Raw genomic sequence first — 12,482 nt, 5'->3', positions numbered from 1 at the left:
GTTCCGCGGATCATCTCGGCGGCGGCGCGGCTGCCGATCGGCGATCCGCGCGATCCGGCCAATCTGGCGGGCCCGCTGATCGACGGCGCTGCCTATGCCGCGATGCGCGATGCGCTCGCCGATGCGCGCGCCGCAGGCGGCATCGTGCACGGCGGCGAGCGCATCGCGGGGCCGGGCCAGGGGGTCTATGTCCGCCCCGCCGTGGTCGAAATGCCCGCGCAGACCGGACCGATGCTGCGCGAGACCTTCGCGCCGATTCTCTATTGCCTGCGCTATGACGATCTCGACGAGGCGATCGCGCTCAACAATGCCGCCGCGCAGGGGCTCTCGTCATCGATCTTCACCAACGACCTCCGCGAGGCGGAGAGCTTCGTCGCGGCGGCGGGCAGCGATTGCGGCATCGCCAACGTCAATATCGGCACGTCGGGCGCGGAAATCGGCGGAGCGTTCGGTGGCGAGAAGGAAACCGGCGGTGGCCGCGAATCGGGGTCGGACAGCTGGAAGGCCTATATGCGTCGTCAGACCAGCACGGTGAACTATTCGCGCGCGCTGCCGCTGGCGCAGGGCGTGCGGTTCGAGCTGTAAGCGTCAGTTGAGCGACGGACCCAGGGCGTCGATGATCTTCCGCGCGAGATCGTCGACGCTATAGGGCTTGACCAGCAGCACGACATCGCTGTCGATCACGCCGTTGTGCAGGATGGCGTTGCGGGTATAGCCGGTGGTGTAGAGCACCTTGAGCTCGGGTCGCGTCTCGCGCAGCCGGTCGGCGAGCTGGCGGCCATTCATGTGCGGCATCACGACATCGGTGAACAGTAGGTCGACCGAAAGCCCGTTCTCGATCAGCTGCACCGCCTCGATCGGGCTGTCGACATCGTGCACGACGAAGCCCAGCTCGATCAGGCTCGCGCGCGCCATCGCACGCACGCCATCGTCATCCTCGACCACCAGCACGGTCAGGTTCTGCGGCGGCGCAAAGCGCATCGTGGTCTGCGAGCTGCGGCCGTCCTCGGCTTCTGCCTCCGCAGCGCGCGGCAGATACAGCTTCACTGTCGTGCCCTTGCCCTCTTCCGAATAGAGGTTGAGGTGCCCGCCGGACTGCTTGAGAAAGCCATAGACCTGGCTGAGCCCCAGCCCGGTGCCCTTGCCGACATCCTTGGTGGTGAAGAACGGATCGAGCGCGCGCGCCTGCACCTCGGGCGACATGCCGATGCCGGTATCGCTGATCGCGATGCGAACGTAATCGCCGGGCCCAAGGTCGTCCTGCGCGCGGCAATAGCGGTCGTCGAGCGTGACATTGGCCGTTTCGATGACCAGCTTGCCGCCATCGGGCATGGCATCGCGGGCATTGACCGCCAGGTTGATGATCGCGGTTTCCATCTGGGTCTGGTCGGCAAGACAGGGCCAGACATCGGCATCGAGCTGGAGATCGACCACCACCTGTTCGCCCAGCGTGCGTTCGAGCAAGGCGTGCACCGATCCGACCAGCGCGTTGATGTCCAGCCGGCGCGGGTCGAGCGGCTGCTTGCGCGCATAGGCAAGCAGGCGGTGCGTCAGCGCGGCGGCCCGCTCGGCAGCATTGGCGGCATTGTCGATATGGCTGACGATCCGGGGATCAACCTGACCGCCCAGCCGCCGCTTCGCGAGATCGAGCGACCCGGTGATGATGGCCAGCATGTTGTTGAAATCATGCGCGATGCCGCCGGTCAGATGGCCGATCGCATCGAGCTTTTCGGCCTGGTGCAGCCGTGACTCGGCAACCTGGCGCTCCGCTATCTGCTGTTCGAGCTGCGCGGTGCGCTCGGCGACCAGTCCATCCAGCCCCGCGTTGAGCTGCGCGAGCTTCTCCGCCACCGCCAGCCGGTCGTCGTGCGCGCGGAACACGCTTTCGATGATCAGCGAGATCATCAGACTGGTCAGCAGGAACAGGGTGGTCGGAAGCCAGTTCAAGTCATCGGGTCGGGCCAGCGCCACGCTCGGCATGATCAGCACTTCCAGGGTGATCGCCCCCAGCACCGTCGCCAGCATTGCCGGCCAGAAACCTGCAAAGAACGCGGCCATGACGATCGCGGCGAACAGCGTGATGTACGGCACGCCGGTAAGGTACGCATCGAGCGCCAGCCGCCCGCCCACGCCGACAACGAAGGCCGCGATCGCGATTCCGATGCGCAGCGCCGGGGAGCGCCGCGTTCTGCGCGCCCAACCGGTTGCGATGGCCAGTCGTTTCAGCATGGATGATGTTCCGTTTGGAAAGCACCCCCTTGATAGACCGGTTCGCGCTGCCGACGCAAACTTATGTTGGTTTTGCAAAGCTTTGCGACACCATTGGTCGCTTCACAGCGATGCGGTCGCGAGGTCCTCTGCGCCCGAGCGCGCGCCATGGCCCAGCGCCAGATAGCTGTCGGACTGCATTTCCATCAGCCGCGAGATCGTCCGGTCGAATTCGAACCGGCCGTCGCCGCTGGCATACAGATCCTGCGGCTCGGCATCGGCGGCGGCGATCAGCTTGACCTTCATCTCGTACAGTGCGTCGATCAGCGTGACGAAGCGTGCGGCTTCATTGCGGTTTTCGGGCCCCAGGCGCGGAATCCCGACGAGGAACAGGGTGTGATAGCGCCGCGCGATCGCGAGATAATCGGGCGCGCCGCGTGCCTCGCCGCACAGCTTCCTGAACGAGAAGACGGCGACGCCCTTCAGCGATTTGGGGACATGGATCGTGCGCCCGCCGCTGATCGGGACATCGGCGCTCGGCACATGCGCGGCATCGTCGGGCGAATAATCGGTCATGCGGAAAAAGGCGGTGCGCAGCGCAGCCGTCGCCTCGGGGCCGTTGGGCACATGCCAGGTATCGGTACCCGACAGCCGCTCGAGCCGGTAATCGACCGGGCCGTTGAGCGACAGCACATCGAGCCGGGCCTTGATCAGCGCGATGAAGGGCAGGAAATGCTCACGGTTGAGCCCGTCCTTGTACAGATCGTCAGGCGGGCGGTTCGAGGTGGTGACGATGGTCACGCCCGATTCGATGATCGCGGTGAACAGCCGCGACATGATCATCGCGTCGGCGCTGTTGTTGACGACCATCTCGTCGAACGCGATCAGCCGGTAATTGTCGCTGAACTGGCGTGCGACGGGCGGGATCGGGTCGCCCTGCATCTTGTCGCGCTCGACGCGCAGCCGCGCATGGATGTCCTGCATGAACTCGTGGAAATGCACGCGGATCTTGCGGTTGATGCCGACCGATTCGTAGAACAGGTCCATCAGCATCGATTTGCCGCGCCCGACCCCGCCGAACATGTAGAGGCCGCGGACCGGTTCGGGCTTGGCCTCGCGCGCCATCAGTCGCCAGAGCAGGGACCCGCGCGGCGGCACCGCCTCGAGCGCGTCCTGCATCGCCTGCAGCCGTACGGCGGCGGCGCGCTGATCGGCATCGGGTCGAAGCTCGCCTGCCGCCACCAGCGCGTCATAGCGGGCGAGCGTGCCGGTCATGGACGTGGCTCGCGCGGGGCAGGGGTCTTGCGGATCGTGCCCGAGAAGCCGCAGATGGTCTCGCCCGCCTGGACCGCCAGACCGCGCAGGAACAGCAGCCGCCCGGTCTCGCGCAGGATTTCCACTTCGACATCGAGCGGCACGCCGACCTTGCCCGCGCCCATGAAATGGCTGTTGAGATCGAGCGTCACCGCGGGGCCATGGCGAAGCGCACCGTGTAGCCGCGCGCAGACAAACAGCGCGATATCGACCTGGGTGAGGATGGCGCCGCCATGCACGTTGTTGGCGAGGTTGCCCTGCAGATGCCCCGGCTCGGTGCGCACGACGACGATGCCATCGTCTCGCTGCATTACCCACATCGGCCCCAGCGTGCTGTTATAGCGGTTCTGCTCGCGCAGCGCCCAGCGCATCCAGCCCGGACGATCGGGGTCCGGGCCGAACGCGAAATCGTCGGGCATGCTGAGGGTCTGTACGTCCACGTGAACGGAGGGAATCGAACGGGGTCTGTCGGCCATTCGGCCGATCAGACGTGCCGTTCGACCTCCATTTTCTTGATCTCGGCGATCGCGCGCGCCGGGTTCAGGCCCTTGGGGCAGACATTCGCGCAGTTCATGATCGTGTGGCAGCGATAGAGGCGGAAGGGGTCTTCCAGCTCGTCGAGCCGCTCGCCGGTCATCTCGTCGCGGCTGTCGGCCAGCCAGCGATAGGCCTGGAGCAGGATGGCCGGGCCCAGGAACTTGTCCGAGTTCCACCAATAGCTGGGGCAGCTGGTCGAGCAGCAAGCGCACAGGATGCACTCGTACAGCCCGTCGAGCTTGGCGCGGTCCTCGGGCGACTGCAGCCGCTCCTTGCCCGAGGGCACCGGGGTCACGGTCTGCAGCCAGGGGCGGATCGAGGCATATTGCGCATAGAAATGGCTGAAATCGGGGACCAGGTCCTTGATCACATCCATGTGCGGCAGCGGGGTGATGCGCACCTCACCCTTGCAGTCCTCGATCGCGGTGGTGCACGCGAGGCCATTGCGGCCGTTGATGTTCATCGAGCACGATCCGCAAATGCCTTCGCGGCACGAACGGCGGAAGGTGAGCGTCGAATCCTGCTCGGACTTCATCTTGATCAGCGCGTCGAGCACCATCGGGCCGCAATCGTCCAGATCGATGTCGAACGTGTCGTAGCGCGGGTTCTCGCCGCTGTCGGGATCGTAGCGATAGACCTTGAACCGTTTCAGCCGCCCGCCGGTCTTCGCGCTGAACGCCTGGCCCTTGCCAGTGATCTTGCTGTTCGCCGGGAGCGTAAACGTAGCCATGGAAAATCCCTCGTCCTTCAATGCGTCCGGGAGCCTAGATAAACATTTTGGCCCCAAGGCTCAACGGCTGATGGGCCTTGGTTGCAAAAAGCTCCTTCGGGTCGACGCTGCGCAGCCGACACTCGACATTCATACGGAATTCCCGTATAGGAGATTGGGGGGCGAGCCGTGGAATTCGACTGGGATGAACAGAAGGCCGCGTCCAGTCTCACCAAGCATGGTGTCAGCTTCGACTATGCTGCGCGGGTTTTTCTCGACGCAGGGCGCGTCGATCTCGATGCATCGCGCAGCGCGGACGGCGAGCAGCGGCGCAAGGTGGTGGGCATGATCGACGAGCGGGTGTTCGTCCTGGTCTATACTGCCCGGCGTGGGACGATCCGCATCATCTCGGCGCGGCGATGCAATGCGAAGGAACAGAGGCAGTATGACACGTTTCAACCTTGATCGGACGAATCTTCCCATGTTGGACAGCAGTCAGGCTGCCCGGCTGGATGCCATGACCGATGCCGAACTGACGGCCCAAGCCGCCGATGATCCCGACAACCCCCCGCTGACCGATGATGAACTCGCGCGGATTGCGTCCGCGCGCCGGGTACGGGCCATCCGCGCGCAGACCGGGCTCAGCCAGCAGAGCTTCGCGGCGACCTATCGTATAAACCTGGCGCGCCTGCGCGACCTGGAGCAGGGCCGCAGCCGCGCGGACAGTGCGTTGCTTGCCTATCTGACCGTGATCGAAGGCGAGCCGGAGGCGGTTCTACGCGCGTTGGGCTGATCAATCCATCAGCCCGTGGCTGCGCAGGCTTTCTGCGACGATCGTCTCGATCAGCTGTTGCTGCGTCCAGCCGGCGCGGACGGCGGAGCGGCCGAAGACCTTCTGGCTCCACAGGTTGCAGTTGAGATTGACCTCCAGGAAATGGAGCTCGCCCTTGTCCTGATCGAGCCGGAATTCGTAGCGGCCATAATCGAAGGGCACGAATTCCTGCGCCAGATTGGCGGTGTGCGCGGCGATCTCGGCCTCGAACGGCGAGCCCTCGAAATCGACCAGCTCGTACTTGCTCGCGCGCTCGACCAGGTCGCGCTTTTCCCAATAGGTGCGCAGGTGCGTCGGATCGGCCTGTTCGAACAGCATCATGGGCAGGATGAGCGGGCGGCCATGGATCGTCACCACCGGCACCTCGACATCGCTGCCGGTCAGGAACGGCTCGACGATCGCGTCATGGCCTTCCTCGTGGATCGCGGCGACAGCGTCCTTCACGCCCGCCCAGTCGCCCGCATCGCGCACGCCCCAGCTCGCCGACGAGGCATTGGGCTTGATCACCATGCGCTCGGCCATCGGGCAGAGCTTTTCATCGACCGGGCCGCCCTTGCGATAGATCGCCCAGTCGGCGGTCGGGATGCCGCGCGCGCGGGCCACGAGCTTGCTGAGGTGCTTGTCGTCCGAAAGCCCGCGCAGGATCGGGCTGCCGCCGAGATAGGGCAGGCCCTTGCGGTTGCACAGCAGCGGAACGAGCATTTCGGAGTTCACGAAACCGCCGCGGTTGAGCAGCGAGAAGACGAAATCGACCTCTGGGGGATCGAACAGCATCGCATATTGGTTGCCCACCACCAGATTGTCGAACAGCCCTTCCAGGATCGTGCGCACCTCGTTGTGGTACACGGCATGGTTGCCGTCCTCGGGGTGCAGCGAACCATCGCCCAGCGCGTGCTTGGCGAGAAACAGCACCTTCAGCGTCTCGCGCGTCTTGGCATCGATGGTCAGCGGGGCGGGATATTGGGTCACGGCAAAGCGCACTTTCTTTGGGTTTGCGGGCGGGGTCCGGCCAAAGCGGCTTGCCTTAATGGCCAGCGCCCCTATAGCCGCGCCCTTATCCGCTTCGGGGGCGCAGCGAAAGATAAGTTTGATGCAACAGGATTTGCTCAAGACGGTCAGCCATCTGCTCACGATCGGTGGAGACGAGCGCATCGTCCCCGCACATGCCGATGGCACCAACAAATATTTCAGCTCTCCCTTCCCGCGCCAGACGGTGACCTATGCGTCATCGACCGCGAACGACATCTCGCAGCCGGCCTTCGACCATCTGTGCGATTTCGTGTCCGAGCATGCGCTGACGGCGGACATGGTGGGCACCGACTATGCCGGACATCTGACCGTCCTGCGCGATCGCATCGCGGCGGCTTATGGGCTTCCGCAAGGCACCGATATCGCGTTTTCGGCCTCGGGCACGGACCTCGAATATATCGCGCTCCAGGCCTTTGCCGGACGTGCGCCGCAAGGCGTCCACAATGTGCTGCTCGGCGCGGATGAAGTCGGAAGCGGCTGCATCCTGAGCGCCGCCGGGCAATATTTTGCTGCGCAGACGGCTCTGGGAGTGCCGACGTCGAAGGGGCAGATGGTCCCCGGCCTTGCGCCGGTGTCGCTGTCCGAGGTGTCGGTGCGCAACGGCTTTGGCGAGGCGTTCGACAGCGCGGTGATCGTTGCCGCGATGCGCAGCGAGATCGAGCGCGCGCTGATTGCGGGCAAGTTTCCGCTGCTGCACGTGGTGCACGGATCGAAGACCGGGCTGATCCTCCCGCATCTCGACGATATCGACGCGCTGATCACGCAATATGGCGACTCGATTGGCTTCGTCGTCGATGCCTGCCAGGCGCGGATCACGAGCCCCGCGATCGGTGCCTATCTGATGCGCGGCGCGGTCGTGCTGCTCACGGGATCCAAGTTCATGGGGGGGCCGCCCTTTTCCGGCTTTGCCCTGGTGCCGCGCGCCACGGCGCAGCGCATCGCGCCGCTGGGCGAGGGCATGGCGACGATCTTCCGCCGCGCCGAACTGCCCGAAAGCTGGGCAGGAAACGAACGCCTTCCGGTGAACGGCAATGCCGGGTTGACGGTCCGGCTGGCGGCGGCGCTGTTCGAGCTGGAGCGCTTTCAGGCGCTCGATTTCCACACGATTGCGCGCGTGGTCGAACAATTCCGCTGCGCCTCGCTCGCGCTGGTCGACCGGATCGGCGGCACGCGCGTGACGCCTTATCCGTTTGCCGATCGCGAATCCGCCGGTTCGCACCCGATCGAAATGCGGACGCTGACCACGGTCGATCTGAGCGGCGAGGGCAGGGCGATCGATTTCGACGGCGCGACCGCGATCCAGCTCAGGATGATGCGGTCGGGCGTGCGGCTGGGCCAGCCGGTCAAATGCGCGCGCTTCCAGGGGCCGGACATGGCAGGCAAGGTGCGCGGCACGCTGCGCATCGGCATTTCGATGCCGCAAATGGTGGGATTGGCAGCCATGGGCAACGAGGCCGAGGCGCAGCTGGAGCGCGACATGGCGGCGATCGGCGATGCCTTCGACGCCGCGCTGACGGCCGACTAGTCCCAGGCGCGCCACCCGATACGAAAAAGGGGTGCCCTGCCGGTCTGGCGGGGCACCCCTTTTTGTTGCGACTTAATACCCTTTAGTTGCCGAAAGTGCGCTGCCACCAGCCGCGACGCGGCGGTTCGGTGCTTTCGGCGGGTGCTTCGGCGCCACCGTGTCGGCAGCGTCGGCCTTGGGCGCGGCCTTCTTGCGAGGCGCGCGCTTGCGCTTGGGCTTTTCGGCCACCGGCTCAGGCTCCGCCTCGGTCTGCGCCGGTGCGTCGGCTGTCGTTTCGGCAGCTTCGCTCACCGGTTCGGCGGGCGTTTCAGCCGAAGCCTCGTCGTCAACCGTTTCGGCGCTATCGTCGCCAGCTTCGCCAGCCTTGCGACCGCGACCACCCCGGCGACCACGACGCGCGCGCTTGGGCTTGGCCTCGCCGCTGTCCTCGCTCGCTTCCACGGTCTCGCCGGTGTCGGCCGCATCGACCGGAGCTTCAGCATCGGTCGTGGCAACGGGTTCTTCGCCCTGGTCGAGGGCATCGACCTCGGCCTCGCTACCCGCCTCGCCCTGGGGCAGATCGCCGTCACGCCGGCCTCGCTTGCCGCGACGCCGACGGCGACGCTTCGAGCGGCCACCGCCTTCGCCTTCCTCGCCACCGCGCTGCTGCGCCGGACGCTCGCCGCGCTCCGACCGGTCGCCGCGATCGCCGCGACCGCTGCGCTTTTCGGCGACCTCTTCCTCTTCCTCGATCTCGTCGATCTCGTCTTCGATATCGTCATCGTCCTCGTCGATGATCGGCTGGAAGGTCACGACCTTTTCCGGACGCGGGCCGCTGGCGGTCACTTCCATCTTCGCGCCTTCATTCTCCCCATTGGGCAGAATCTCGATGCGCACGCCGAACCGCTCCTCGATCTCGGCAATGTCGCGGCGCTTGTTGTTGAGGACGTAGATCGACGCTTCCTGGCTGGTGCGCAGCGTGATGATGCTGCCATGGCCGCGCGCGGCCTCTTCCTCCAGCAGGCGCAGCGCCGACAGGCCCGCCGACGATGCGGTGCGGACCAGGCCCGTGCCGTCGCAATGCGGGCAGGTGCGGGTTGACGCCTCGAGCACGCCGGTGCGCAGGCGCTGGCGGCTCATTTCCATCAGGCCGAAGCCCGAGATGCGGCCGACCTGGATGCGCGCCCGGTCGCTCTTCAGCGCATCGCGCATGGCCTTCTCGACCTTGCGGATGTTCGAGCCATATTCCATGTCGATGAAATCGATGACCACCAGGCCCGCCATGTCGCGCAGGCGCAGCTGCCGCGCGATTTCACGCGCCGCTTCCAGATTGGTGTTGAGCGCGGTCGCCTCGATCCCGTGTTCCTTGGTGGAACGGCCGGAGTTGATGTCGATCGACACCAAGGCCTCGGTCGGGTTGATGACCAGATAGCCGCCCGACTTGAGCTGCACGACCGGCTCGTACATCGCCGAAAGCTGGTCCTCGGTGCCATAGCGCTGGAACAGCGGCACGGGGTCCGAATAGCTCTTCACCCGGCGAGCATGGCTGGGCATCAGCAGCTTCATGAAGTCCTTGGCGGCGCGGTATCCGGCTTCGCCCTCGACCAGCACTTCCTCGATATCGCGATTGTAGATGTCGCGGATCGCGCGCTTGATGAGGTCGCTGTCCGAATGGATGATCGCCGGTGCAGAGGCCTTGAGCGTCTTTTCGCGAATCTCGTCCCACAGCCGGGCGAGATAGTCGAAATCGCGCTTGATCTCGGGCTTGGTGCGCGAAAGCCCGGCGGTGCGCACGATGCAGCCCATGGTCGCGGGCAGCTTCATCTCGGCGATGATCGACTTCAGCCGCTTGCGGTCCGATGCGTTGCTGATCTTGCGGCTGATGCCGCCGCCATGCGCGCTGTTGGGCATGAGGACGCAATAGCGGCCCGCGAGCGAGAGATAGGTGGTCAGCGCCGCACCCTTGTTGCCGCGCTCTTCCTTGACCACCTGCACCAGCATCACCTGGCGGCGCTGGATGACGTCCTGGATCTTGTAGCGGCGGCGCAGCGCCATGCGGCTGGTGCGCGCTTCATCACTGGCCTTGGCCTTGCCGCCCCGGCCATCGCGGCGACGGCGACGTCCGCCATTGCGGCCATTGCCATTGTTCTCGCGCGATTCCTCGCTTTCGGCTTCGGTCTCTTCGCTGTCGGCATCGCCTTCGCTGTCGCCCGAAAGCGTTTCGGCAACGATCGGCTCGTCATCGGTTTCGATCAGCCCCTCGTCGGACAGGCCGTCGTCATAGCTGCCTTCCTCGCCGCCGCGGCCAGCGGCATCGTCGGCCTCTTCCTCGGCCGCCAGCGCTTCGGCCTCTTCGCGCGCATGGCGCGCTTCCTCGGCGAGCAGCGCGATCTTGTCCTCGCGCGGAATCTGGTAATAGTCGGGATGGATTTCCGAGAAGGCGAGGAAGCCGTGCCGGTTGCCGCCATAATCGACGAAGGCCGCCTGCAGCGAGGGTTCTACCCTGGTAACCTTGGCGAGATAGATATTGCCCTTGATCTGCTTGTGTTCAGCAGATTCAAAGTCGAACTCCTCAATCCGGTTTCCCTTGAGCACCGCCACCCGGGTTTCTTCCTGGTGGCGCGCATCGATCAACATGCGCGTTGTCATTCAATATTCTCCGTGCGCGCGCACCGGGCGGAACCGGCCGGGTCGCTGCGCTTCTGTCTGTTATGGCGCGACCGCCCCGGATGAAGGGGGCGGTGCGCAAACGGGTTTGTTCGATAAGGATTGTGTCTGCTGAACGGGTTTGCAGGGCGTCAAGCGCACTGGCCGCGTCGCTTTCCCGCAGCCAACCGCCCGGAAGCGGGGTCGCGGAAAAGGCGGTATTCAAACCCATAAAGCGTCAACCTGGTGATACGGCATCCGCGGCAAACTGGGCCGCAATGCTGTCAGTGGATGCGGGCGATGGCCGATTAAGCCAATGAGCCGCAAGGCTTTGCTAGCATCGCTGGGCCAATACAGCAACAAAAAGCTCAATCACGCACCTGGCCTGCCGTTATCGAGAAAGACGATGGCGCAGATCGCGCTCTGCCCATGTCCAGTCCTGCCCGATCATGATGAAATTCTTGTTAACCAGGTCGTTTCACAAGGTTTTTCCCGCTTAACCCTAATCTTGCCTTCATCAAGAGATCAGGCAGGAATCCGGGGATCATGAAATTGCACTGGACCGGACATTCGCGCCGGGGGCATAATATGGCCATGCTCTGGCTGACCTCCATCTGCGCGTCGATGGCATGCGCTGCACCCGTCCAGGCGGGGGAGGTGTCCAATGTCGAAATCCGCGCCAACCAGGTGGTGCTGCATTTCAACGATCCGATCGAAAGTGCGAGCAGCTTCGTGCTGAGCGGCCCGGACCGGATCGCGATCGACATCAAGGGCGCGACGGCGCGGTCCAACGCGCTCAGCCAGCAGGGCCTTTTCCGCAATGTCCGGATGGCCCAGTTCGACAACGACACCGCGCGCGTGGTGCTCGACCTCGACCGCCCGGCGATGGTCAGCGCAGGATCCTTTTCCGAGGACGGCCGCAGCCTGACGCTGTCGGTCAAGGAACTGGGCTCGTCCGAACTGACCGGCGTGCTCAACGCACCGCGTCAGTCGTTCGTGCCGCCCGCCAACTTCCGTGCAGAGCCGCCGCAGCGTCGATACAGCGTGCGCATCCCGCTGCCCAAGCAAGGTGACGCTGCAGATCGCCCGCGCCATCCGCGACGAACTGCTCAAGACCGGGCGCGTCCGGGTCGCGCTGACCCGGGACAGCGACACGTTCCTGGTCTTGCAGGAGCGTTATGGCATCGCCCGGCGTCTGGGCGCGGACCTGTTCATCTCGGTCCATGCCGATGCCGCCGCCTCGCAGACCGCGCGCGGCGCGACCATCTATACGCTGTCCGAAGTGGCCTCCGACCGCGAGGCGGCCCGGCTCGCCGCGCGCGAGAACAAGGCGGACATCCTGAACGGCGTGAACCTTGCCGATGCGCCGTCGGACGTGTCGTCGATCCTGATCGACCTCACCCAGCGCGAGACGATGAACCTCTCGGCGGATTTTGCCCGGCTGTTGCGGCGCGAGGGCGATGCGAAGATGAACTTCCGCACCGATTCCCACCGCTTCGCCTCGCTGATGGTGCTGAAGGCGCCCGATGTGCCATCAGTGCTCCTGGAAACCGGCTATGTCAGCAACGAGGAAGACATCGCGCTGCTCAACTCGGCCAGCTATCGCAAGCGCATCGCGGAATCGGTGGGGCAGGCGGTGACGGTGTTCTTCGCGCGCAAGCTGGCTTCGCGGTAAGTCCGGGCCCAATTCCCCGTCATTCCCG

The 12,482-nt window shown here is 65.1% G+C and carries 11 protein-coding genes and 1 pseudogene; 6 read left to right on the top strand and 6 right to left on the bottom strand.

All coding sequences use genetic code 11. The annotated features are described in order from the left end of the window. Nucleotides 1-585: aldehyde dehydrogenase family protein (locus tag DM995_RS22225; protein WP_232824196.1), on the top strand; the 585-nt coding region annotated here is incomplete at its 5' end. Nucleotides 586-588: 3 nt separating this feature from the next. Here the strand turns inward: DM995_RS22225 and DM995_RS08320 are convergent. From DM995_RS08320 to DM995_RS08305, 4 genes are all read right to left on the bottom strand, one after another. Further along, complete coding sequence (locus DM995_RS08320) at nt 589-2,229, bottom strand: ATP-binding protein (RefSeq protein WP_116969117.1); 1,641 nt, start codon at nt 2,227-2,229, stop codon at nt 589-591. Nucleotides 2,230-2,331: 102 nt separating this feature from the next. Continuing rightward, the gene (gene zapE, locus DM995_RS08315; RefSeq protein ID WP_116969116.1) at nt 2,332-3,483 is read right to left on the bottom strand and encodes a cell division protein ZapE; all 1,152 of its coding nucleotides are present in this window, start codon (nt 3,481-3,483) and stop codon (nt 2,332-2,334) included. Beyond that, entirely contained in the window at nt 3,480-3,962 is a 483-nt protein-coding gene (locus DM995_RS08310; protein ID WP_353653356.1) for a PaaI family thioesterase, read from the bottom strand. The genes zapE and DM995_RS08310 overlap by 4 nt, the downstream gene beginning before the upstream one ends. A gap of 44 nt (nt 3,963-4,006) precedes the next feature. After that, on the bottom strand, nt 4,007-4,789 hold the full coding sequence (locus DM995_RS08305; RefSeq protein ID WP_023837976.1) for a succinate dehydrogenase iron-sulfur subunit: 783 nt from the start codon (nt 4,787-4,789) through the stop codon (nt 4,007-4,009). Between the two features lie 168 nt (nt 4,790-4,957). Here DM995_RS08305 and DM995_RS08300 point away from each other — a divergent pair, with 168 nt between their 5' ends. Next, nucleotides 4,958-5,233, top strand: coding sequence for a BrnT family toxin (locus DM995_RS08300; RefSeq protein WP_157973128.1), 276 nt, complete (start codon nt 4,958-4,960; stop codon nt 5,231-5,233). After that, nucleotides 5,214-5,561: a helix-turn-helix domain-containing protein gene (locus DM995_RS08295; protein ID WP_157973127.1), complete on the top strand. Its 348-nt coding sequence runs from the start codon at nt 5,214-5,216 to the stop codon at nt 5,559-5,561. Before DM995_RS08300 ends, DM995_RS08295 begins: the two co-directional genes overlap by 20 nt. On the opposite strand, the gene DM995_RS08290 is transcribed toward DM995_RS08295, so the two are convergent. Beyond that, nucleotides 5,562-6,569: a D-alanine--D-alanine ligase family protein gene (locus tag DM995_RS08290; protein ID WP_232824194.1), complete on the bottom strand. Its 1,008-nt coding sequence runs from the start codon at nt 6,567-6,569 to the stop codon at nt 5,562-5,564. A 121-nt stretch (nt 6,570-6,690) separates the two neighbouring features. Between DM995_RS08290 and DM995_RS08285 the strand changes: the two genes are divergently transcribed. After that, nucleotides 6,691-8,154 carry a hypothetical protein gene (locus DM995_RS08285; protein WP_157973126.1) on the top strand — a complete coding sequence of 488 codons (1,464 nt, stop codon included), beginning with the start codon at nt 6,691-6,693 and terminating at the stop codon, nt 8,152-8,154. A 72-nt stretch (nt 8,155-8,226) separates the two neighbouring features. Here the strand turns inward: DM995_RS08285 and DM995_RS08280 are convergent, their stop codons facing one another. Continuing rightward, entirely contained in the window at nt 8,227-10,782 is a 2,556-nt protein-coding gene (locus DM995_RS08280) for an Rne/Rng family ribonuclease (protein WP_198669301.1), read from the bottom strand. A 313-nt stretch (nt 10,783-11,095) separates the two neighbouring features. Here DM995_RS08280 and DM995_RS22900 point away from each other — a divergent pair, with 313 nt between their 5' ends. Both DM995_RS22900 and DM995_RS22895 read left to right on the top strand, forming a co-directional pair. Then, nucleotides 11,096-11,329: a hypothetical protein gene (locus DM995_RS22900; RefSeq protein WP_157973125.1), complete on the top strand. Its 234-nt coding sequence runs from the start codon at nt 11,096-11,098 to the stop codon at nt 11,327-11,329. Nucleotides 11,330-11,373: 44 nt separating this feature from the next. Continuing rightward, nucleotides 11,374-12,454 (top strand): annotated as a pseudogene (locus DM995_RS22895) (N-acetylmuramoyl-L-alanine amidase). Nucleotides 12,455-12,482: the final 28 nt, after the last annotated feature.

This window comes from Blastomonas sp. UPD001 (genome assembly GCF_003426715.1).
Lineage (GTDB): Bacteria > Pseudomonadota > Alphaproteobacteria > Sphingomonadales > Sphingomonadaceae > Blastomonas.
This window is presented reverse-complemented; position numbering and strand designations above follow the sequence as displayed.